The sequence below is a fragment of the Aeromonas bivalvium genome, assembly GCF_000819765.1.
Taxonomy (GTDB): domain Bacteria; phylum Pseudomonadota; class Gammaproteobacteria; order Enterobacterales; family Aeromonadaceae; genus Aeromonas; species Aeromonas bivalvium.
In genome coordinates this window covers 3,565-22,903 of the sequence record NZ_CDBT01000044.1, presented here as the reverse complement: position 1 = coordinate 22,903, position 19,339 = coordinate 3,565, and the positions used below count along the sequence as shown (strand labels likewise).

The window sequence follows — 19,339 nt, the reverse complement described above, 5'->3', positions numbered from 1 at the left end:
CCGAGTTAGCGTCTCAAACGGGAATCTTCTCCTGCAAGGTTAGTCCCATCTGCCGACCATGGCGGATCCCGCCATGTCCCCCTTGCGCCACCTGGATCTTCAACGCTTGCGCAGCCAGAGCAGGGCTCCCTCGGCGAGCCAGGCGGCGCGCCCCTGCAGGGCATAGCTGGCAGCCTCGTCCCGGCTGCCGCTCTGCCAGTAGCCGGGGGCCTGCCTTGGCAATTTGCGCTGACCAAGCAGGTAGGACGGGACATGGGCATTGCAGGCCAGGGCCGCCGCGAGGGCCGGCCCGGCCTCTTCAGCCCCCTGGCGGACAAACAGCAGCAGGGCACGGCTGTAGAGCAGGGCGCAGGAGGCTTCGTCGAAGCGGGAGAGGAGCGCCGCGAGGGCATCCCACTCCCGGCAGATGGCGTAAAGACTGGCCAGGGGGTAGCGGCAACCCGGCTCATCCTGGCGGCACAGGGTCAGCAGGGCCTCGTACTCGCGGCGGGCCTGGGGCAGTTGCCCCAGCTCGAACAGGGCATCGGCGCGTCCCGCTCTGGCTGCGAGCAGGGGACGGGCCTCGCTGGCGCTCCAGCCGTGGCCATCCAGTGCTTGCCAGAAGGGGGCATCGAACAGCGGCTCGGCATCCTGGATGATGCGTTCGAACCAGACCAACCGCTCCCCCGGGCTGCGACTGGCGTTGGCCTGTTCGAACCAGCCCCGCCAGCGGGCGGCCTGTTCGCTCTCCTGCTCTCGTGGCGCCTCCCCGGGTGGCGTCCAGCCCTCGATCCGCAGCAGATCATTGAGCGCTCCCTTCATCTGCTGGCGCTGGCGCTTGCAAAAATCGAAGAAGGGCAGCTCGCTCGCCGACGCCTGATGCAGCATGCGCGCCAGGGGCAAGTCCCGAAACAGGCAGAGCTCGGCGGCCAGGCGCAGGCGGCGCTGGGTGAGGGGATCGTTCAAATCCTTCGGCTTGGGCCAGCAGGCCAGCCCCAGGCTGAAACCGTGGCTCCACTGGCCCAGGGGGTGGTGAATGTCGAACACCTGCTCGGGTTGCTCGTTCGGGAGACGGCACTGGCTCGGCAGGGCCAGCCGGGCCTCGTCGGCCTGGGCTTCCAGTTCGGCGATCAGGTGGTGCAGCGCCTGTGCGCTGCGCGGGTCAAGCGCGGGATCCCGGGACAGCAGGCCGGCCAGGGGAGCTTGCCGCCAGTCGGGGTCATCCGGCCCCACCAGTCGGGCGCAGAGGAAGCCGTGCAGGGCCGGGTAGCTGAGCGCCTCGCCACTGTGTTGCTGCAACCAGAGATTGAGTTGGCGGGTGCGGTTGGCTGGGTTCATCACGGCTCCTCTGACGATGGCGAAAGGGCCCGCTGGGCTGCGCGCTTGGGGCCGGTTGCGAGTGAAAATAGCGGCGCAGTCTAACCAAAAAGAGGGGGAAATGCAGCAAGTGCTAGGCTAACGGTCGCCATGTTCGGCAATCTGGCGGCGATACTCATGACGATCCCGGGGGCGCTGAGGGTGTCGCCGGCGAGGCAAGAAAGGCGTCCTGGCGCCGCAAGAGACTAGGCCGGGGGGGCCCCTTTGCGGTAAGATGCGCCCCCAGCCGGACGCGGTCCGGGGACAGACTGTCCGTGAACACGAGAGACAAGAGAGCACCATGATACAGATTGGCAAGATGAACACCCTCACCGTGATCGAACTCGAAGAGAGGGGCGCCTGGCTCGCCGCCGGGGACGAGTATGGCGAGTTGCTGCTGCCCAAGCGTCAACTGCCGGAAGGGGTGGCCGAGGGAGATGAGGTGGCCGTCTTCCTCTATCTGGATGCCGATTGCGAGCCGGTGATCACCACCGACAAGCCGTTTGCCATGGTGGGCCAGCTGGCCGGTCTCAAGGTGGTCAATGCCAACAAGATCGGCGCCTTCCTCGACTGGGGCATGAAGAAAGATCTGTTCGTGCCGACCCGGGAGCAGAACAAGCCGATGCAGGTGGGCCATGTCTACCTGGTCTATCTGATGCTCGACAACGAGGGGCGCATGGTGGGAACCAGCCGCATCGAACGCTTCCTCTCCCAGGAGCGGCCCCCTTTCCAGGTCGGTGATCAGGTGACGGCTCTGCCCGGCGAACACACCCCCCTTGGCATCAAGGTGGTGGTCAACGATCGCTACCCCGGCATGCTGTTCAAGAACGAGGTGTTCGGCCGGGTGATGACGGGCCGTCCCCAGACCGCCTGGGTCAAGCAGGTACGCGACGACGGCAAGCTGGATCTGACCCTGCAAAAGCCGGGGATCACCGAGCGGATGGACGATGCCGGCACCGCCATACTGGCGCGACTGCGCAAGCAGGGCGGCGAGCTGGCCCTGGGGGACAAGAGCGAACCCGAGCTCATCTACAAGCTGCTGGCCATGAGCAAGGGCACCTTCAAGAAGGCGATCGGTGGCCTCTACAAGCAGGGACTGATCGAGATAGAACCCAACTGTATCCGGCTGGTCGGCGGGGCCCAGAGCGGTGAGCCCGCCCCCCAAGGCGAGCAGGACTGAGATGGCCAGCCCCTGCGTGGGACGCTGCAAGCTGGAGGGGGACAGCTGCCTCGGCTGTGGCCGCACCCTCGCTGAGATAGCGAGCTGGTCCACCCTGACCCAGGCGCAGCAGCTGGCCATCATGGCCACCCTGGCGACCCGGCCGACAGGCCAGGCCCTGGGGGTGGTGAGGGTGGTGCCAGAGGCGCAGGGAACAGGCGCGCAAGCGGCATCCAGGGAGGCGGACCTGCCCGCGAGCACCCATCTGTGTCCAGGGTGCGGGGACGCTGCCTATTGCGCCCTGTCGGCGGGTCAGGGGATCGGGGATTGCTGGTGCAGCCAGTTGCCCGCGATCGCCATGAGCGAGGCCCCGGCCTGCTGGTGCCGGGCCTGCCTGGTCCGGGCCATCGAGGCCAGGGACGCTCGCTGAGCGGCGGCTTGCTGTTCCCAGAGCCAAAAAGGGCGCCTTGCGGCGCCCTTTTTCGATCCCGAGGGGAGGAGATCAGGCCTGCTCGTGACGAAACCAGCGCACATGCACCTCATGCTCGTCCTGTTGACGGGGCAGCAGATAGCTGGCGTAGATCACCTCGAACTCCTCCTGGTGATCGAGCAGCCCTATCCACACCTCGGCCCAACGTTCCAGATCCACCGGCACCCCCAGCTCGCGGGACCAGTCGGCATTGGGCAGTGTGGCCTCGACGGCGCCGCGCTTTTCGAACTCCAGGGTAATGTCGACGATCTGTTCGGGGGCCAGCATGTCGGCCGCCTGTTCGAGAAACTGATCATAGGCCCATTCGACCAGCTGATCCGGGGTACGTTGTTCCATGAGATCACTCCAGATGCTTGAGACCCGCTACTGTAACAAGGAATGGCGCTGGCGGCGAGTGCGCCGGGGCTGTGATGGGCGACCCGCCGGGTTGGCGTGAACATCGGCAAGGGGGCCATGATGACGCGGCGAGATGGCGGCGGCCAGCGGTATGCTGGTTGCCGCGTCGCCCTGGCGCTATGGTAATAGCCGGAGAATGTGTCCCTCGGGAGCGACATGATGAAGAGACGAAGTCAGCGGTTGCGTGTCCGACGGCGGCGAGAGACCTGGTGGTGGCACTATCTGCCCCTGCATCGGGATACGGTGGGTGGCCATCTGGGCCCGGCTAGCCCGGCGCAGCCGACCCCGGGGGAAGTCAGTTCGCCTCGTGTACCCGATTCAGGGTGACCTGACCCAGCTGACTCATCTGGCGACGGATCCAGGTTGCCCGCTTGGCCACATAGGGGGAGGGGGGCGAGACCCGATAACGCCAGGGGTTGGGCAGCGCCGCCGCCAGCAGGGAGGCCTCATAGCGGGTGAGGCGTATGGCAGGCTTGCCAAAGTAGTGTCTGGCGGCGGCCTCGGCGCCATAGATGCCGGGGCCGAACTCGACGATGTTGAGATAGACCTCCAGAATGCGGGCCTTGTCCCAACCCAGCTCCATCAACAGGGTGAACCAGGCCTCCAGCCCCTTGCGCACGAAACTGCGATCGTCCCACATGAAGAGGTTCTTGGCGGTCTGCTGGCTGAGGGTGCTGGCGCCGCGCACCCGCCCCCCCTGCTCGTTGTGCTGCCAGGCCGCGCTGATGGCGGCCATGTCAAAGCCGTTGTGATCGGGAAAATGCTGATCTTCGGCCGCCACCACCGCCAGCTGCAGCTGGGGGGAGATGGCGTCCAGGCTGACCCATTGGTGCATCACCTGTTTGATGGGGGCCGGCGGCGAGATGGCGCGCTGGATGCGCCAGCTCCAGGTGGGGGGATCGACCCACCCCAGCAGGGCCACCAGGGCCACCGACAGCAGCAGGGCGCCAAGCAGGATGCGCCACAACCAGCTCAGCATGGCAGGCTCGCGTCAGGGGAGAGAGGGGGCTTCATCCAGGGCTCAGTCAGGCAGCCATTCGATGTGGCAGAACTTCTCATCCACGGCGCGGGCGATCAGCATGCGGGCGAACAGGTGCTCGACCTCCTGCTCGCTGTTCTCCAGACCCACCCAGATCTCGGCGTAGTCGGCGTCCGTCACCTCGAAGCCCACATCCCCGTCCCAGTCGTCGCCGGGCTCGGTCTCGGCCAGCAGGCCGCGCTCGTTGAACGCCTGATTGAACAGGGCTATCTCGTGCTCGGGCAGGTTGTCGGAGGCGAGCTCCATGAAGAGTTCGAGGGCGGTATTGAGCAGGGTTTCGACACTGTGTTGCTGTGTGGACATAAGCGTTCCGATTGATGACGGTAAGGGGGCGCCCGGGGCGCGCGGCGCCATTAAACCACAGAGTCGGGCCCTCATAAATAGTCGCCAGAGACAAGAGCACCTCCTGGCGGGCACGCAGACCCTGGCCGCAGGCACCCTGCATCCGTTATATTGCGCCCTCTTCTTCTCTCTCTTCGAGTCTTGCCATGAAGCGAATTCTCTCTATCCAGTCCCACGTGGTATTTGGCTGTGCCGGCAACAGCGCCGCCGTCTTTCCCATGCGCCGTCTCGGCATGGAGGTCTGGCCCGTCAACACGGTGCAGTTTTCCAATCACACCCAGTACGCGGCGGGCTGGCAGGGGATGGCGATGCCCGCCGGCCATATCAGCGCCCTTTGCCAGGGGCTGATGGATATCGAGGTGCTGGGGCACTGCGATGCGGTACTGAGCGGCTACCTGGGATCGGCGGAGCAGGGGAGCGAGATCCTGGCGGTGGTCGCGGCGGTCAAGGCGGCCAATCCGGCGGCCATCTATTTTTGCGATCCCGTGATGGGCCACCCGGAGAAGGGATGCATCGTCGCCCCCGGCGTGACCCGTTTTCTCACCGAGCAGGCGCTGCCGGTGGCGGACATCCTGGCCCCCAACCTGCTGGAGCTGGAAACCCTGTGCGATTGCCGCCTGACGACCCTGGCCCAGACCCGGGCCGCCGCCCACCAGTTGCTGGACAAGGGGGTGAAGATGGTGCTGGTCAAGCACCTGGGGCGCGCCGCCAGCGATCCAGGCCGTTTCGAGATGCTGCTGGCCACCCCCGAGGGGGATTATCTCATCGCCCGGCCGCTCTACGAGTTTGCCCGCCAGCCGGTGGGGGTGGGGGATCTCATCAGCGCCCTGATGCTGGCCAACCTGCAGGCGGGGTTTGATGGGGTGGCGGCGTTTGAGCGCACCAATGCCGCGGTGGACGCCGTGCTGCGTCACACCTGGCAGGCGGATGCCTACGAGTTGCAGCTGATCGCGGCCCAGGAGGCTTTCACCGACCCCCGGATAGTCCACAGGGCCGAGCGCCTGGCAGGCGAGCTGGCCTGATGCCGCAACCGTGATCTACCAAGCTCATCCTTGGCTGATCAAGGTTCTACCGCCTGAAAATGCTCCACGGTGGGGAAGGGATCGTAGAAGTGATGGAGCAGCGCCTTCCACTCCTGGTACTGGGGGGAGCCGCGAAAGCCCTGGGTATGATCCTCGAGCCGTTGCCAGTTGACCAGCAACAGGTAGCGGTGTGAGTCGGTCAGTGAGCGTTGCAGCTGGTGGCCGGCGTAACCGGGCAGGGTGCTGATGATGCGCTGGGCCTGCGCGAATGCCTGCTCGAAGGCGGCAGCCTGGCCCGGGATGATCTGCAGCGGGGCGACTTCCAATATCATGAGGGCTCCTTGTCGTCTTCGGATGAAGGGGCCATTTGAGCAGTGAGTGCGCCAATAAACAAGGCCAGCCTCGGGGCTGGCCTTGTTGCGTCGGGCCTTTGGGCTTCTCGCCCCTCAGAGCGGCTTGTAGAAGAACTGGGTCGCCGCCAGGCTGCCATCGTCATTGATTGCAAAATCCGGGATCTGTCCCGCCGCCAGGTAGCCCAGCTTGCGGTAGAGGGTGGAGGCGATGTCGCCGACCCGGGTGTCCAGCACCAGCAGGGTGCGCCCGGCCTCCCGGGCCCCTTGTTCCATGGCGGCCATCAGGGCGCGGCCTGTCCCCAGCCCCCGGGCCGTGGGGGAGACCATGAGCTTCTCCACCTCGGCCCTGTGGCGGCCGTTGGCCTTGGTGCACAGGGAGAGCTGCACCGTGCCGAGCACGGCGCCTCCCTGCTCGGCTGCTGCCAGGGCCAGCCAGAGCCGACGCCCCCCTTGCAGATCCTGCTCGACCCCTTGCCAATAGCGCCTGGCTGCTTGCTCGGACAGGGGCGGCAGAAAGCCGATGGAGGCGCCATCGGCGACCACCTCCTGCAGCAGCCGGATCAGGGCGGGCTCGTATTCGGTCAGGGTGGTCAGGGGCACGCAGCGGCAGGGGGCGGCCGGGTGGCTATGCTGGGCAGGTATCGTCCTGGTTGAGGAGGGGTCGGGCATCCATGCTCTCCTTGGCTGTGGTGGCTGGGGGCGCACAATGGCGCGCCGCGTCGCGTCGGGAAACGCCAGTTATAACAAGCCACTCTTCCCCTTGTCGAGGGAGGCGCGCCCTTGCCCAGGATGGGCGGTCAAGGTCAGTCGATCAGATCCTGCTGCCGCAACCAGGCCATCACCAGGGCGGCGGAGGGGGAGAGGCGATGGCTATCCTGGCTCGTGAGCCAGGCCAGCTCGGCAATCTCGGCGGCCGGGGTGGGCGTGCCCTCTCCCTCGCCAAAGAAGCAGCGCAGCCGCACCCTGACGCCCGCCTGCTTGCCATCGGCCTGGGCTTCGAAATCCCCCGCCAGGCGCAGGGAGGCGGGGGAGAGGCGCACGGTCAGCTCCTCGGTGATTTCCCGCAGCAGCGCCGCCTGATCGCTCTCGCCGGGGTCGCGCTTGCCGCCCGGGATATAAAAGAGCGTCTTGCCGTGGGAGCGCACGCACAGCAAGCGGCGATCCCGGATTGCCAACCAGGCGAGCTTGTCTATCTGGGTCATGGCCTTTTCCTCTTGAGTCATGATGCCCATGGGGGCAGGGGATGAGGGGCAGCCTAACAAAGTTGGCGCACCGGCCCAAGGGGAAGACGGGGGCCGGCTGGAAACAGTGTGTTTCCGGGCAGGGGGCGCCGCCGGAGAGTGCTCAAAGTTCGCCCTGGCGCACAGGATGGGGTCCCCGCACTGGGCGGGGCCCGGCTGCTGTGGTTTAATTCCTGCCACTTTAGCGGTAGTTGCCCGGCGTCATGGTCGTGAATTTCCCGGGTGCGACAAGAGAGGATGTAGAGAGATGCGAGTCACAGCACAGAGCAAGTTCATCGGACTCGGGGTGGCGGGCAACTTCGCCGGCCATCTGGAGCAGGCCGGCGAGGCGGCGGACTTCGTCGCCGTCAAGGTTGACGACAAGGTCGCCCCCAAGGCGCTGTTCCCCTTCTATGTGCCGAACCATCCGGGCCAGCTCGGGGTCTTTCCCTTGAGCGGCGAGGCCATCTTGCTGCCGGAGGCGGCGGTGAGCGGGGACGAGAAGGTGCAGATTGAACCCGAGGTGGCACTCTGGTGCGAGCTGGAGTACGCGGGGGAGCAGGTGGTGGCCATCCATCCCAGGGCGTTTGGCGCCTACAATGACTGCTCCATCCGTCGCCCCAATGCCAAAAAGATCAGCGAGAAGAAGAACTGGGGGGAGCAGAGCAAGGGGCTGGCCGCGAACCTGCTGCCCCTGACCCACTTTGCCCCGGGTTGCGAGCTTGATGACTACCGCATCGCCTGCTATCTGGAGCGGGACGGGGAGCTGCACCCCTATGGCGTCGACAGCGCGGCGGTGGACTACAGCTACTTCCACGGTCAGTTGCTGGCGTGGGCCATCGACAAGTTCAACCATCAGCAGGACGAAGGCCCGGCCGAGCATATCCAGGGGCTGCTGGCCCAGGCGGGGCGCCCGGCCCACGCCCTCATAAGCATAGGCGCCACCCGTTATACCCCCTTTGGCGAGACTCACTTCCTCATGCCCGGCGACACCGCCTGCGTGCTGGTCTACCCCGCCAGCCGTTACGACGAAGCGGATATTCGCGAGGCCATTGGCAGCCGAACCTTTGGCCCGGATGTCTCTGCCCTGCTGCAGGCGGTCAGGGTCCGTTGACGCCTCCCTTCCCCCGCGCCCGTGGGGGAAGGCTCTCCTTCCTCCTGGCCTGCGCCGTCGCAGTGCTGACATACCCCAATGGGTTGTTTTAACATTCAGCCCTTGTCGCCCCCTTGTTAGAGACCCATGATGCTGGAGTTCAAAACGATCGGCTTGTTTCTGATCACAGCAGTGGCCGAGATCGTCGGCTGCTATCTGCCCTATCTGTGGCTGACCCAGGGGCGCAGCGTCTGGCTGCTGCTGCCGGCGGGATTGAGCCTGGCCCTCTTTTCCTGGCTGCTCTCCCTGCATCCCACCGCCGCCGGCCGTGTCTATGCCGCCTATGGCGGCGTCTATGTCTTCGTCGCCATCCTCTGGCTCTGGGCGGTGGATGGCATCAGACCCACCCTCTGGGACTGGGTCGGTTCCGGGGTGGCCTTGCTCGGCATGGCCATCATCATGTTTGCCCCCAGATCCGCATAGGGCGAGGGGCCAGAAGATCAGGAGGATTGCCATGGTGGTGATCAGAGAGTGCAGGGAGCAGGATCTGGCGGGCTTGCTCACCCTTTACGCCGAGCTCAGGCCCCGGGATCCCGTGTTGACGGCATCGGTGGCGAGGACGGCGCTCAGTCAGCTGCTGGCCGCGCCCGGGGTGCGGATCCTGGTGGCCGAGGTGGCGGGCCAGCTCGCCGCCACCTGCCAGCTCGGGGTGATCCCGACCCTGACCAACGGCGGCAGGCCCTTTGCCATCATAGAGCATGTGGTGACGGCCTCTGCGTTTCGGCGCCAGGGGTTGAGCCAGAAGGTGCTTGAACAGGCGCTCTCCCTGGCCTGGGAGCTGGATTGTTACAAGGTGATGCTGCTGTCGGGGGAGGGGCGAGACGAGGCCCACCGCCTCTATGAAAAGCTGGGCTTCAAGGCGGGCATCGAGAAGGGTTTTGTCATCAAGCAGGCCGACGCCATGGCGGCTGGACAGGCTCGGCACCATGGAGCTATAGAGTGAACAGACGATGAGACTGGAACAGGCAGGGCGCGGGGATTATCCGACCCTGATCGCGCTTTGGGAGGCGTCGGTGCGCGGCACTCACCATTTCTTGCCAGAGGAGGAGATAGCGAGCCTGCGCGAGCTCATCCTGGCCCACTACTTCGATGCGGTGACCCTCACCTGCGCCCGTGACAGGGAGGGGATAACCGGTTTTTGCGGGGTACACGAGGGCAATATCGAGATGCTCTTTGTCGACCCCGAGGCGCACGGGCGCGGGATTGGTCGCCTGCTGGTGGCCGATGCCGTCCACCGTCTGGGGGCGAGCCGGGTGGACGTCAACGAGCAAAATGAGCCGGCCCTCGGCTTTTATCGCCGCCTGGGCTTCGAGGTGGTGGGCCGCTCGGCGCAAGACGGGCAGGGCAAGCCTTATCCGTTGCTGCATATGGCACTGACAGGCCAGTGACACAGGCCCAGTAAAAAACCGCCCTCGGGCGGTTTTTTGTTGTTCAGGACGCAGGGCTCGCGCAGTCTCACTCCTCGTTGGAGTTGTCCTGAAAGTCGCCACGCTGGGCCTTGGGCAGGCGGCGCATGGGGGTGAAGCCGATGTCTTCGCCCACCACTTCCCGCTTGCGGGCTGGGGCTGGCTTCTTGCTGCCTTCGCTCTTGCCCTTGCCGGCGGCGGGTTTGCCCTTGCCCCCTTTGGCGTTGGCATGGCCGCGAGCGCGGGGCGGGTTTTGCACCGGCTTGCTGCCGGGCAGGGTCTGACGGCTCGGCTTGCCGCTCGGCTCGTACCCGTCCAGGATCTCCACCTGCAGGGATTGGCCGATCAGCGCCTCGATATCCTTGAGCTGGCCCAGCTCGTCCTGGCTCACCAGGGAGATGGCCTCGCCACCACGGCCGGCACGGCCGGTGCGGCCGATGCGGTGGATGTAATCCTCCGCCATCTGGGGCAGCTCGAAGTTGATCACATGGGGCAGTTGATCGATGTCCAGGCCGCGAGCGGCGATGTCGGTGGCGACCAGCACCCGCACCTTGCCCTCACGAAAATCCGCCAGCGCCCGGTTGCGGGCACCCTGGCTCTTGTCACCGTGAATGGCCACCGTATTGAGACCATCCTTCTGCATCTGCTGGGCGAGGCGGTCGGCAATCTGCTTGGTGCGCACGAACACCAGCACCCGCTGCCAGTTGCCGCGGCCAATCATGTGGGAGAGCAGCTCGCGGCGACGTTCCCGATCGACCTGGATGATGCGCTGGGTCACCTGATCGGCGGCCGTGTTGCTGGGATCCACCTCGATGAGGGTGGGCTCCCTGAGCAGATCGTCCGCCAGCGCCTTGATGTCGCTTGAGAAGGTGGCGGAGAAGAGCAGGGTCTGGCGGGTGTCCGGCAGCGCCTTCATGATGCGGCGAATGTCGGTGATAAAGCCCATGTCGAGCATGCGATCCGCTTCGTCCAGCACCAGCACTTCCAGCTGGGTCAGGGTCAGGGCCCCCTGGGTCAGCAGATCCAGCAAACGGCCCGGGGTGGCGACCAGGATGTCGACGCCGAGCTTGATGGCGTCCAGGTTCGGCTTGATGCTGACACCGCCGTAGGCGATCAGGGTGCGAAACGGCAGGTGGTGGGCATATTTGATGATGCTCTCGCCCACCTGGGCGGCCAGCTCCCGGGTCGGGGTCAGCACCAGGGCGCGCACCTGGCGGCGACCGCCGCGGCCGTGGTTGGCCAGCAGCCGATGGAGCATGGGCAGGGTGAAACCGGCCGTCTTGCCTGTGCCTGTCTGGGCGCCGCCCAGCACATCCTGACCGGCCAGGATGGCCGGGATGGCTTGCTGCTGGATGGGGGTGGGCTGTTCGTAACCCAGCTCCTTGACGGCCCGCAGTATGTGCGGTGACAGACCCAGTTCATTGAATGACATGTTCGAGAGAAACTCCTGGCATTGAGCCTTGGCTCAAGGGGTGCGATCGGCGCGGCGCGCCATCCACCCCGAAGAAACGGCAATGACGGTGACGCCGTGAGATGAGCCACCGAGAAACACAAAGGGCCGGAGCCTGGGGGCTCGGGCCTGTGTGGGCGCACAATATAGCAGAAATCACGGCCAAGGGCAGCCGCCATCACGGCGCCCGGCCGACAAGGTGTCGTCAGGGGCCGGGGCAAGGGGAGGCGCTGGGCTCAGAGCAGGGCCTGGATGTCGGCTGCCAGGGCCTGGGGCCGGGTCTGGGGGGCGTAGCGGGCCACCACCTGCCCCTGACGGTTGATGAGAAACTTGGTGAAGTTCCACTTGATGGCCTCGGAGCCGAGCAAGCCTGGCTGCTCGGCCTTGAGCCAGCGGTAGAGGGGGTGGGCCTGGGGACCGTTGACCTCGCACTTGGCCATGATGGGGAAGCTGACCGGGTAGTCCAGGGAGCAGAAGCGGGCTATCTCCTGGGCGTCCCCGGGCTCCTGGGCGCCAAACTGGTTGCAGGGGAAGCCGAGGATGGTGAGTCCCCTGGGGCCAAATTCGCGATGGAGCGCCTCAAGGCCGGTGTATTGGGGCGTAAAGCCGCAGCGACTGGCGACGTTGACCACCAGAATGACCCTGTCTTGCAGCAGGTCATGGGGGTACTCGGTGCCGTCGAGGCGGGTGAGGCGCAGTGTGGTCAGGGTCATGGGGCTCGCTCTTGGTGGGGCATGGATGATGAGTGACAAGTGACAGGCGATGCACGGCAGGGCCTTGAGGCAACGCTAGCCGAGTCGGCAGGGCAGGGCAAGGGGAGGGGGTGGCAATATCGATGCTGGGGCTCGTATCGAGTTGCAATCCGGTTTGTGGGCCCTCTTGAAAGCAGATAAAAAGCGCCACCACCCTTTTTCGAGCCACTTCCTTGGATCACAACGCCGTCATGGATGCCATCTACGCCCGGGGTTGGGCGATAGTGGATGATTTTCTCTCCCCCGCTGAGGTGGCGGCCCTGCGGGCCTGCCTGCCGGAGGCATGGCAACCGGCCGGGATCGGTCGTGAGGGGCTGCATCAGGGCAATGCCGACATTCGCCGGGATCAGATCCATTGGCTCGATGCCGAGCTGGGGGCGCCGGTGGCGGATTATCTGGCGCGCATGGAGTCCCTGCGTATCGCCGCCAATCGCCTGTTGATGCTGGGGCTGTTCGACTATGAGGCCCATTTTGCCCGCTACCGGCCCGGGGATTTCTACGCCACCCACAGGGATGCCTTCGCCGGGCGATCCAACCGTCGCCTCACCTCAGTCTTCTACCTCAACCAGGATTGGCAGCCCGCCGATGGCGGCCTGCTGCGGGTCTATGACGACGGTGAGCAGCACCTGATGGATGTCTCGCCGATGGGGGGGCGCCTGGTGCTGTTTCTGTCTGAGGAGTTCCCCCACGAGGTGCTCCCCGCCCGGGAGGAGCGCTACAGCATCGCCGGCTGGTTTCGGGTCAATGGCACCGGCCTGGGTCGGGTCGATCCCCCTCGCTGAGGTCTTTGTTCAAAGATCTGTCACAGGGGACCCTTTTTTCGGGTCCCAGTGGGGGGAGGGGCCTGCCATCAGCTGACAAGGCGGGATCCCCCTTGCTACACTGGCCGCACTTGGCTTACGTCCGGTGGCTGGTTTCCTGTTCGCCACCGAGGATGACGGGGCCGCTTCTCCCAAGGGATCCCAATCAATGAAGAAGATGCATGTCTTGCTGCTGTGCGGCGGCGGTGGCGCCGAGCACGAAGTCTCTCTGCGCAGTGCCAATTTCCTCGAACAACAGCTTGGTCTCTTGCCTGGGGTCGAGGTGACCCGGGTCGAGATGTTTGCCGACCGCTGGCTCAGTGCCGACGGCCGCGAGTGCAAGCTGGGGCTGGACAAGCTGCTCTCGTTCGACAGCGTGGCGCGGCCGGTGGATTACGTGGTGCCCTGCATCCACGGTTACCCGGGCGAGACCGGCGATCTGCAATCCTTCCTCGAGCTGGCGGGGCTGCCTTATCTTGGCTGCGACGCCGAGGCGAGCAAGATCTGCTTCAACAAGATCAGCACCAAGCTGTGGCTCTCCGCCATCGGCATCCCCAATACCCCCTATCTGTTCCTGACCGAGCAGGGCGAGGCAGCCATGAGCGAGGCGAGAGCCGCGCTGGCCAAGTGGGGCAAGGTCTTCATCAAGGCGGCCTGCCAGGGCTCGTCGGTGGGTTGCTATGCCGCCAGCAACGACGCCGAGCTGGAGCAGGGGATCAAGGATGCCTTCGGTTACTCCGAGCAGGTATTGATCGAAAAGGCGGTCAGGCCCCGCGAGCTGGAAGTGGCGGTCTACCAGTATGGCGACGAGCTGGTGGCCACCTATCCCGGGGAGATCTGCGTGCCCCAGGACAAGTTCTACACCTATGAGGAGAAATACAGCGCCGCCAGCCATACCGAGACTGCGCTGCGTGCCGAGGGGCTGACCCAGGCCCAGGCCGATGCCATCCAGGCATACTCCCTCAAGGCGTTCCGCCAGCTGAAACTGACCCATCTGTCGCGCATCGACTTCTTCCTGACCGAAGAGGGCGAGATATTGCTCAACGAGATCAACACCTTCCCGGGCATGACCTCCATCTCCATGTTCCCGAAACTGCTGGCCCATCACGGTCACAGCTTCGCGACCTTCCTCGAGCAGAATCTGCGCCCCGTCTGAGGAGTGCCAACCCGGCACATCGACAAGCGAGGGGCCCTGTGGGCCCCTCTGTCGTTTTCAGGCTTGCTGGCACTTCCCGGAAAAGGGAGTGAACAGCCAGAGGTGGGCTCCCTGCGGGTCGGCGATGAGTGCCATGCGCCCGACGGTGGGGATGTCCATGGCGGGCACCACTATGCTGCCGCCGTGCTCCGTCACCCTGGCGAGCCTGGCATCCACGTCATCCACGGCGACATAGATGGCCCAGTGGGGCGGCACGCCAGCCATCTGGAGGTTGTCCCGGGTGGCTTGCACCCCGGCGATGGGGCGGCCATTGGCCACCAGCATGGGGTAGCTGTCCCCTTCCATCTCCAGGTGCTGGCTCTCCCAGTCGAGCACCTGGGCGTAAAAGCGCACGGCGGCCTCGCCGTCGGCCACATAGAGCTCGTGCCAGGTGAAGGTGGATCCTTCGGCCAGGGCGTGGGCCCTGGCCTCCTCATTGCGTTGTTCGGTCATCTCCTGCTCCTGTCCAGGGGCCGCCGGGGGGCGGCCGCGTCCCTGAGTATAGAGAGGCTTTCGGGGCGCCCGGGAGCCCTTGCCGCCTTGCGGCCCCCTCGCTACAATCTCGGCCCCCAATGCGCCTAACCGTCCCGAGTCCCCATGAAGCCAATCCCCGATCACGCCGTCAATCGCCTGCGGGTGTGGCGCAAGAGCGTCTCCACTCGCCCCTTCCTCGCCCGCGGCGGCAGCGTGCCCCGCTGCGAGGCCTGCCAGCTGCGCCGGGACTGGTGCGCCTGTGACTGGCGCCCCGAGCTCAAGGCCGAGGCGGGGTTCTGCCTGCTGATGTATGACAGCGAGCCCATGAAGCCCTCCAACACAGGGCGCCTCATCGCCGACGTGCTGCCCCGCAACACCTGGGCCTATCTCTGGTCCCGCACCGAACCCCATGCCGAGTTGCTGGGGCTCCTGGCCGATCCCGCCTGGCAGCCCTATGTGGTCTTCCCCGCCTGCGAGAAGGCGCCGGCGCGCCTGACCGAGCAGCTCCTGCCCGCGCCGGGCAAGCGCCCCCTCTTCATCCTGCTGGACGGTACCTGGCCCGAGGCGCGCAAGATGTTCAACAAGAGCCCTTATCTCGATGGCCTGCCCGTGCTGGCGGTGCGCCCCGAAAGCCTCTCCACCTACGGCATGCGGGTGGCCCCCAGGGAGCATCAGCTCTGCACCGCCGAGGTGGCGGCCTGCGTACTGGAGGTGGCGGGAGAGGCCCGGGCTGGCCTGGGGCTGCAGCTCTGGTTCAACCTGTTCAGCAGCCGTTACATGGCCGGGCGAGTCAATCGCTGGCCGGGGGAGGAGGATGCCGCCCTGCAAGGGGCGCTGCTGCCCTTCCTCTGTCGTGGTACGGAAAATGATGAAAAGGAGGAATCAACCCAGGCGGAGCCGTCGGCGCAGACAGGCTGATGGCTGCCGGGGTGGCCCATGGCGAAGCTGGCTATGGCAGAAACGGGAATGATGAAAATCGGGAATTGATTGACTGCCATTGTTTCGTTATGCGAATGAGTGACGCCCCCTTAGGATAGCTGCATCCGGCTCCTGCCTTCCCTTCGCGGGGGGCAGGGGCACAGCACTTTTCTGTCTGCCCGAGGTACAAATGGAGTTTGAGCTCACCACCCTGATCCTGCTGTTTGGCGTCGCCCTGATCGCCGGTTTCATCGATGCCATCGCCGGTGGCGGCGGCCTGCTGACGGTACCGGCCCTGCTGGCCACCGGCATGCCCCCCGCCCTGGTGCTCGGCACCAACAAGTTGCAGAGCAGTTTCGGCTCCTTCTCCGCCACCTGGTTCTACGCCCGTCGCGGGCTCATCGAGTGGCCCATCATCTGGCCCGCGGTGATCTGTACCTTCATCGGGGCGGCGATCGGCTCCCTGGCGGTGCAGACCATAGACGCCGCCATCCTGGAGCGGCTGCTCCCCTTCCTGCTGATGGCCTTTGCCTGCTACTTCTATTTCTCCCCCAGGGTGAGCGATGCCGAGAGCCAGCGCAGACTATCTGCTCTGCCATTTGCCCTGCTGGTGGGGGGCGGGGTCGGCTTCTATGACGGCTTCTTCGGCCCGGGTACCGGCTCGTTTTTCGCCATCGGCTTCGTCGCCCTGGCCGGGTTTGGCATGGCGCGGGCCACGGCCCACACCAAGCTGCTCAACTTCACCTCCAACATCGCCTCCCTGCTGTTCTTCGCCCTCGGCGGCAAGGTGGTGTGGAGCGTCGGCCTGTCCATGGCCCTGGGCCAGTTCATCGGCGCCCGGGTCGGCTCCCGGCTGGTGCTGGCCAAGGGGGTCAAGCTGATCAAGCCCCTGCTGGTCACCGTCTCCCTGCTGATGTCCGCCAAGCTGGTGTGGAGCCAGTACCCCGCGCTGTTTGCCTGGCTGCCCTGAGGGTGTTCCTGCCCTTAGGCCCGTCTCCTGTGCTGGGTGGTCAGAAGCCGGCTCATGGGCTGGGCGGGGCCAGGGCGGCGAAGTGATGGAGCAGGGCCTGCACCAGCCGGGTGGCCCGCTCCCGTTTCAGACTGCTGGGGCGATAGATAAGGTGAAGGGGGCGGCTCATGGGCTGGGCGGGGCCATGGCGGCGAAGTGATGGAGCAGGGCCTGCACCAGCCGAGTGGCCCGCTCCCGTTTCAGACTGCTGGGGCGATAGATAAGGTGAAGGGGGCGGCTCATGGGCTGGGCGGGGCCAGGGCGGCGAAGTGATGGAGCAGGGCCTGCACCAGCCGGGTGGCCCGCTCCCGTTTCAGGCTGCTGGGGCGATAGATAAGGTGAAGGGGGCGGCTGATGCCGGGTAGTGGCTTGGCCCGCCGGCCCTGCTCGCCGACCAGGGCCAGCAGCCCCTGGGGCAGCATCACAGGCCCCATGCCCGCCCTGGCCAGCTCGATCAGGGCCAGGTAGGAGTCGAGCTGCATGCGGGGCGTCAGGCCGAGTTCGGCCAGAGGCGCCACCAGGTAGCGGTTGACCGGGTTCTCCAGATCCATGGTGAGCAGGCTGGCCCCGGGCCCGGCCGGCGCCTCATCCCCCACCAGATAGAAGGGTTCGTCCCGCAGCAGCTCGGCGCACAGGCCATGACCGGGGGGCAGGCGTCCGGCGCAGATGCCGAGCAGGGCCTCACCGGCCCGTACCCGGGCCAGGATCACCGGGGTGTGGTGGGTGGAGATCTGCAGATAGGGATCCTGGCGCAGATAGGCGGCCATGAAGGGAGCCAGATAACCGGCCAGCAGCGTCTCCGAGCAGGCGATGGGCAGGGGATGGGCATCGGTCAGGGTCTGGCTGTCCGCCAGCAGCCCCTTCATCTCGGCCAGGGTGGGGCCCAGACGCGCCAGCAACTCGTGGGCCTGGGGGGTGAGCCGTGTCTGGCGGCCATCGGGTTCGATCAGCTTCTTGCCAAGGCGCAGCTCCAGCTGATGGATGCGCTTGCTCACCGCCGACTGACTGATATAGAGGCGGCTGGCCACCTTGCCCATGGTGCCCTCGCTCGCCAGCAGAAACAGGGTATCCAGCCCTTCCAGTAACATGATGTGGTGCCTCCCGAAGATCCGTGGCCCCCACCTTAGGGACTCGCGGCGCGGGAGGCAAGGACCTCAGGCCGCTTGTGGCCCAAGGCGTCTGGGGAGGCCGAAGATCACCAGGTTGCCCAGCAGGCAGACCGCCATGCCGACCATGGAGACGGGTTGCCAGACAAATCCCTCGAACAGGGTGGAGAGCCCCAGGGCCACCAGGGGGAAGAGCACGGTGGCATAGGCCGCCTTGCTGGCCCCAATGCGTCCCACCAGGGTCAGATAGGCGGTGAAGGCGATGACGGAACCAAACAGTGCCAGATAGAGGAGGGCGCCCCAGTAGCGGCCATCCTGGGGCCACACCAGCTCCTGCCCCAGCAGCTGCACCCAGCCCAGCAGCAGCACGACCCCGTACACCATGCCCCAGGGCACCATCTGCAGCACGGTGAAGCCGCGGCGCTGGCCCCGGGCCGAGACCAGGTTGCCGAGGGAAAAGCAGAGGGTACCGGCGCAGGCCAAGGCGAGCCCCTTCCAGGCCTGGGCCCCCAGCTCGCTCGAGGCCAGGGAGGGCCAGAACAGCAGCAGGGTGCCGACCAGCCCCATCAGGGAGCCGTGCAGCCATTGACGGCTCGGCTTTTGCCCCTCGAACAGCCAGAGATTGAGGCCGTTGAAGATGCTGGCGCAGGCGAATACCACGGCCGAGAGGCCGCTCGGGATATATTGGGTGGCATGATAAAAACAGAGGAAGTTGGTGGAAAAGAGCAGGGCCCCCAGCAGGGCGGCGTAACCCTGTCCCTGCCTCGGCAGGCGGGGAAACTTGCCGCTCACCGTGAGCAGGGCAAACAGGGCCAGCGCCGCCAGGGCGAAGCGGTAGAGCACAGAGACCTCGATGGGGACGGGGCCGAGCTGCCAGGCGATGGCGATCCAGGTGCTGCCCCAGATGAGCACGGTGGCGAGGTAGAGCGTCAGATTCATCATGTGTTCCTCGAAGCGACAAAGAGAAGCGGGTGCTCGGGGCGACTCGGCACCCGATGGTCCTAGCATGACCGCCTCCCTCGGCTCTGGGGTTACAGGATCTTGCGGTTTTTTTGTCTGGGGGCGGCGTGGTTGCTGCCATCTGGCCCGGGCCGGGGGTAGACTGGGACAGCGGGACAAGGGCTGCACCTAGGCCCCCGGCAGGGAAGAGGCAACATGGAGGAGGCGAGATGACGGCAGGGGTATTCGAGGCACTGGTGAGCACGGGGGCGCGGCTCGAGGCGAGCCGCTGGCTCGAACCCGGACTCGGGTTGGCGAGCTGGCGCAACTGTTTCGATCAGACCCGTTATCACAGGCCAGGCCACCACACCCTGAGCGTCTACCTGGAGGGGGGCGAGCAGACCGAGCGCCTCGACGGCCCTGGCGGCCACGGCGGGGCGGGCAAGATCTGCCTGATGCCGGATCATCACGGCTCGGAGTGGCTGGTGCGCGAGGAGTTTCGCTTCTTCCACCTCTACTTCAGTCCGGCTCACCTGACGCGCATCGCCGAGGAGGGGTGTGACAGGGAGGGGCGCCACCTCGCCCTCGACGACAAGACCTTCATCGACGACGCCGTGCTGATGACCCTGGCCAACCGACTGGCGCGCCTCGACTGGCAGGAGGAGGGCAACCGGCTGGCCCTGGGGGAGCTGTGCAACGCCCTGCTGTTGCACACCTTCGCCCGCCACACCCGGGAGGCCCCCGCCCTGGTGCTGCCCAAGGGGGGACTGGCGCCGGCGGT

The 19,339-nt window shown here is 66.0% G+C and carries 23 protein-coding genes and 1 pseudogene; 12 read left to right on the top strand and 12 right to left on the bottom strand.

Features of this window, described 5'->3' with window-relative positions:
- Positions 1-99: 99 nt before the first annotated feature.
- Positions 100-1,317 (bottom strand): UPF0149 family protein, encoded by a 1,218-nt coding sequence (locus tag BN1119_RS12975; protein WP_041998560.1) that lies wholly within the window; start codon positions 1,315-1,317, stop codon positions 100-102.
- A 253-nt stretch (positions 1,318-1,570) separates the two neighbouring features.
- Between BN1119_RS12975 and BN1119_RS12970 the strand changes: the two genes are divergently transcribed.
- Both BN1119_RS12970 and BN1119_RS12965 read left to right on the top strand, forming a co-directional pair.
- Positions 1,571-2,515: a CvfB family protein gene (locus BN1119_RS12970; protein ID WP_342027776.1), complete on the top strand. Its 945-nt coding sequence runs from the start codon at positions 1,571-1,573 to the stop codon at positions 2,513-2,515.
- Position 2,516: 1 nt separating this feature from the next.
- Positions 2,517-2,924, top strand: coding sequence for a DUF1289 domain-containing protein (locus BN1119_RS12965; RefSeq protein ID WP_041998555.1), 408 nt, complete (start codon positions 2,517-2,519; stop codon positions 2,922-2,924).
- 72 nt (positions 2,925-2,996) lie between these two features.
- On the opposite strand, the gene BN1119_RS12960 is transcribed toward BN1119_RS12965, so the two are convergent.
- The 3 genes from BN1119_RS12960 to BN1119_RS12950 form a co-directional block, all read right to left on the bottom strand.
- Entirely contained in the window at positions 2,997-3,320 is a 324-nt protein-coding gene (locus tag BN1119_RS12960) for an HI1450 family dsDNA-mimic protein (protein WP_041998552.1), read from the bottom strand.
- A 355-nt stretch (positions 3,321-3,675) separates the two neighbouring features.
- Positions 3,676-4,359, bottom strand: coding sequence for a monofunctional biosynthetic peptidoglycan transglycosylase (gene mtgA / locus BN1119_RS12955; protein ID WP_041998549.1), 684 nt, complete (start codon positions 4,357-4,359; stop codon positions 3,676-3,678).
- A 42-nt stretch (positions 4,360-4,401) separates the two neighbouring features.
- A complete protein-coding gene (locus BN1119_RS12950) occupies positions 4,402-4,722 on the bottom strand; it encodes an HI1450 family dsDNA-mimic protein (protein WP_041998547.1) in 321 nt (106 codons plus the stop codon).
- Between the two features lie 185 nt (positions 4,723-4,907).
- Here BN1119_RS12950 and pdxY point away from each other — a divergent pair, with 185 nt between their 5' ends.
- Positions 4,908-5,783 carry a pyridoxal kinase PdxY gene (gene pdxY / locus BN1119_RS12945; RefSeq protein ID WP_041998544.1) on the top strand — a complete coding sequence of 292 codons (876 nt, stop codon included), beginning with the start codon at positions 4,908-4,910 and terminating at the stop codon, positions 5,781-5,783.
- 38 nt (positions 5,784-5,821) lie between these two features.
- Here pdxY and BN1119_RS12940 read toward each other — a convergent pair whose 3' ends face one another.
- From BN1119_RS12940 to BN1119_RS12930, 3 genes are all read right to left on the bottom strand, one after another.
- Complete coding sequence (locus tag BN1119_RS12940; RefSeq protein WP_041998542.1) at positions 5,822-6,115, bottom strand: antibiotic biosynthesis monooxygenase family protein; 294 nt, start codon at positions 6,113-6,115, stop codon at positions 5,822-5,824.
- A 114-nt stretch (positions 6,116-6,229) separates the two neighbouring features.
- Positions 6,230-6,805 carry a GNAT family N-acetyltransferase gene (locus BN1119_RS12935; protein WP_084205459.1) on the bottom strand — a complete coding sequence of 192 codons (576 nt, stop codon included), beginning with the start codon at positions 6,803-6,805 and terminating at the stop codon, positions 6,230-6,232.
- A gap of 134 nt (positions 6,806-6,939) precedes the next feature.
- Entirely contained in the window at positions 6,940-7,338 is a 399-nt protein-coding gene (locus BN1119_RS12930; RefSeq protein ID WP_041998539.1) for an NUDIX hydrolase, read from the bottom strand.
- A 286-nt stretch (positions 7,339-7,624) separates the two neighbouring features.
- Between BN1119_RS12930 and BN1119_RS12925 the strand changes: the two genes are divergently transcribed.
- The 4 genes from BN1119_RS12925 (at position 7,625) to BN1119_RS12910 (ending at position 9,897) form a co-directional block, all read left to right on the top strand.
- Positions 7,625-8,470, top strand: coding sequence for a DUF5718 family protein (locus tag BN1119_RS12925; RefSeq protein WP_041998536.1), 846 nt, complete (start codon positions 7,625-7,627; stop codon positions 8,468-8,470).
- Positions 8,471-8,599: 129 nt separating this feature from the next.
- Positions 8,600-8,932: a YnfA family protein gene (locus BN1119_RS12920; RefSeq protein WP_041998533.1), complete on the top strand. Its 333-nt coding sequence runs from the start codon at positions 8,600-8,602 to the stop codon at positions 8,930-8,932.
- Positions 8,933-8,963: 31 nt separating this feature from the next.
- Positions 8,964-9,452 carry a GNAT family N-acetyltransferase gene (locus BN1119_RS12915; protein WP_041998530.1) on the top strand — a complete coding sequence of 163 codons (489 nt, stop codon included), beginning with the start codon at positions 8,964-8,966 and terminating at the stop codon, positions 9,450-9,452.
- Positions 9,453-9,459: 7 nt separating this feature from the next.
- Entirely contained in the window at positions 9,460-9,897 is a 438-nt protein-coding gene (locus BN1119_RS12910; RefSeq protein WP_041998528.1) for a GNAT family N-acetyltransferase, read from the top strand.
- A 67-nt stretch (positions 9,898-9,964) separates the two neighbouring features.
- On the opposite strand, the gene BN1119_RS12905 is transcribed toward BN1119_RS12910, so the two are convergent.
- The gene (locus BN1119_RS12905) at positions 9,965-11,347 is read right to left on the bottom strand and encodes a DEAD/DEAH box helicase (RefSeq protein ID WP_041998524.1); all 1,383 of its coding nucleotides are present in this window, start codon (positions 11,345-11,347) and stop codon (positions 9,965-9,967) included.
- Between the two features lie 254 nt (positions 11,348-11,601).
- Positions 11,602-12,078, bottom strand: a complete 477-nt coding sequence (locus BN1119_RS12900) for a glutathione peroxidase (RefSeq protein ID WP_041998521.1) — start codon at positions 12,076-12,078, stop codon at positions 11,602-11,604.
- A gap of 212 nt (positions 12,079-12,290) precedes the next feature.
- Here BN1119_RS12900 and BN1119_RS12895 point away from each other — a divergent pair, with 212 nt between their 5' ends.
- Together BN1119_RS12895 and BN1119_RS12890 are read left to right on the top strand one after the other, a co-directional pair.
- Complete coding sequence (locus BN1119_RS12895) at positions 12,291-12,899, top strand: 2OG-Fe(II) oxygenase (protein WP_209434916.1); 609 nt, start codon at positions 12,291-12,293, stop codon at positions 12,897-12,899.
- A 187-nt stretch (positions 12,900-13,086) separates the two neighbouring features.
- On the top strand, positions 13,087-14,073 hold the full coding sequence (locus tag BN1119_RS12890; protein ID WP_041998519.1) for a D-alanine--D-alanine ligase: 987 nt from the start codon (positions 13,087-13,089) through the stop codon (positions 14,071-14,073).
- Positions 14,074-14,130: 57 nt separating this feature from the next.
- Here the strand turns inward: BN1119_RS12890 and BN1119_RS12885 are convergent, their stop codons facing one another.
- Positions 14,131-14,565 carry a VOC family protein gene (locus BN1119_RS12885; protein ID WP_041998517.1) on the bottom strand — a complete coding sequence of 145 codons (435 nt, stop codon included), beginning with the start codon at positions 14,563-14,565 and terminating at the stop codon, positions 14,131-14,133.
- Between the two features lie 144 nt (positions 14,566-14,709).
- On the opposite strand from BN1119_RS12885, the gene BN1119_RS12880 reads away from it, so the two are divergent.
- Both BN1119_RS12880 and BN1119_RS12875 read left to right on the top strand, forming a co-directional pair.
- The gene (locus tag BN1119_RS12880; protein ID WP_041998515.1) at positions 14,710-15,504 is read left to right on the top strand and encodes a tRNA-uridine aminocarboxypropyltransferase; all 795 of its coding nucleotides are present in this window, start codon (positions 14,710-14,712) and stop codon (positions 15,502-15,504) included.
- 190 nt (positions 15,505-15,694) lie between these two features.
- Positions 15,695-16,474 carry a TSUP family transporter gene (locus tag BN1119_RS12875; RefSeq protein ID WP_041998512.1) on the top strand — a complete coding sequence of 260 codons (780 nt, stop codon included), beginning with the start codon at positions 15,695-15,697 and terminating at the stop codon, positions 16,472-16,474.
- Positions 16,475-16,752: 278 nt separating this feature from the next.
- On the opposite strand, the gene BN1119_RS12870 is transcribed toward BN1119_RS12875, so the two are convergent.
- Both BN1119_RS12870 and BN1119_RS12865 read right to left on the bottom strand, forming a co-directional pair.
- Positions 16,753-17,601 carry a LysR family transcriptional regulator gene (locus BN1119_RS12870; protein WP_041998510.1) on the bottom strand — a complete coding sequence of 283 codons (849 nt, stop codon included), beginning with the start codon at positions 17,599-17,601 and terminating at the stop codon, positions 16,753-16,755.
- 66 nt (positions 17,602-17,667) lie between these two features.
- Positions 17,668-18,558, bottom strand: a complete 891-nt coding sequence (locus tag BN1119_RS12865; protein ID WP_041998508.1) for a DMT family transporter — start codon at positions 18,556-18,558, stop codon at positions 17,668-17,670.
- A gap of 230 nt (positions 18,559-18,788) precedes the next feature.
- Between BN1119_RS12865 and BN1119_RS20110 the strand changes: the two are divergent.
- Positions 18,789-19,339, top strand: a pseudogene (locus tag BN1119_RS20110) (helix-turn-helix domain-containing protein); the annotation flags it as partial.

Excerpts from the sequence above, each read along its gene's own strand:
- pdxY (WP_041998544.1), top strand. The coding sequence starts at position 4,908 with ATGAAGCGAATTCTCTCTATCCAGTCCCACGTGGTATTTGGCTGTGCC.
- BN1119_RS12950 (WP_041998547.1), bottom strand. The coding sequence starts at position 4,722 with ATGTCCACACAGCAACACAGTGTCGAAACCCTGCTCAATACCGCCCTC.
- BN1119_RS12905 (WP_041998524.1), bottom strand. The coding sequence starts at position 11,347 with ATGTCATTCAATGAACTGGGTCTGTCACCGCACATACTGCGGGCCGTC.
- BN1119_RS12885 (WP_041998517.1), bottom strand. The coding sequence starts at position 14,565 with ATGACCGAACAACGCAATGAGGAGGCCAGGGCCCACGCCCTGGCCGAA.
- BN1119_RS12890 (WP_041998519.1), top strand. The coding sequence starts at position 13,087 with ATGAAGAAGATGCATGTCTTGCTGCTGTGCGGCGGCGGTGGCGCCGAG.
- BN1119_RS12930 (WP_041998539.1), bottom strand. The coding sequence starts at position 7,338 with ATGACCCAGATAGACAAGCTCGCCTGGTTGGCAATCCGGGATCGCCGC.
- BN1119_RS12960 (WP_041998552.1), bottom strand. The coding sequence starts at position 3,320 with ATGGAACAACGTACCCCGGATCAGCTGGTCGAATGGGCCTATGATCAG.
- BN1119_RS12925 (WP_041998536.1), top strand. The coding sequence starts at position 7,625 with ATGCGAGTCACAGCACAGAGCAAGTTCATCGGACTCGGGGTGGCGGGC.
- BN1119_RS12870 (WP_041998510.1), bottom strand. The coding sequence starts at position 17,601 with ATGTTACTGGAAGGGCTGGATACCCTGTTTCTGCTGGCGAGCGAGGGC.
- BN1119_RS12900 (WP_041998521.1), bottom strand. The coding sequence starts at position 12,078 with ATGACCCTGACCACACTGCGCCTCACCCGCCTCGACGGCACCGAGTAC.
- BN1119_RS12935 (WP_084205459.1), bottom strand. The coding sequence starts at position 6,805 with ATGCCCGACCCCTCCTCAACCAGGACGATACCTGCCCAGCATAGCCAC.
- BN1119_RS12970 (WP_342027776.1), top strand. The coding sequence starts at position 1,571 with ATGCGCCCCCAGCCGGACGCGGTCCGGGGACAGACTGTCCGTGAACAC.
- BN1119_RS12940 (WP_041998542.1), bottom strand. The coding sequence starts at position 6,115 with ATGATATTGGAAGTCGCCCCGCTGCAGATCATCCCGGGCCAGGCTGCC.
- BN1119_RS12865 (WP_041998508.1), bottom strand. The coding sequence starts at position 18,558 with ATGAATCTGACGCTCTACCTCGCCACCGTGCTCATCTGGGGCAGCACC.
- BN1119_RS12880 (WP_041998515.1), top strand. The coding sequence starts at position 14,710 with ATGAAGCCAATCCCCGATCACGCCGTCAATCGCCTGCGGGTGTGGCGC.
- BN1119_RS12875 (WP_041998512.1), top strand. The coding sequence starts at position 15,695 with ATGGAGTTTGAGCTCACCACCCTGATCCTGCTGTTTGGCGTCGCCCTG.
- BN1119_RS12920 (WP_041998533.1), top strand. The coding sequence starts at position 8,600 with ATGCTGGAGTTCAAAACGATCGGCTTGTTTCTGATCACAGCAGTGGCC.
- BN1119_RS12910 (WP_041998528.1), top strand. The coding sequence starts at position 9,460 with ATGAGACTGGAACAGGCAGGGCGCGGGGATTATCCGACCCTGATCGCG.
- BN1119_RS12975 (WP_041998560.1), bottom strand. The coding sequence starts at position 1,317 with ATGAACCCAGCCAACCGCACCCGCCAACTCAATCTCTGGTTGCAGCAA.
- BN1119_RS12915 (WP_041998530.1), top strand. The coding sequence starts at position 8,964 with ATGGTGGTGATCAGAGAGTGCAGGGAGCAGGATCTGGCGGGCTTGCTC.
- BN1119_RS12965 (WP_041998555.1), top strand. The coding sequence starts at position 2,517 with ATGGCCAGCCCCTGCGTGGGACGCTGCAAGCTGGAGGGGGACAGCTGC.
- mtgA (WP_041998549.1), bottom strand. The coding sequence starts at position 4,359 with ATGCTGAGCTGGTTGTGGCGCATCCTGCTTGGCGCCCTGCTGCTGTCG.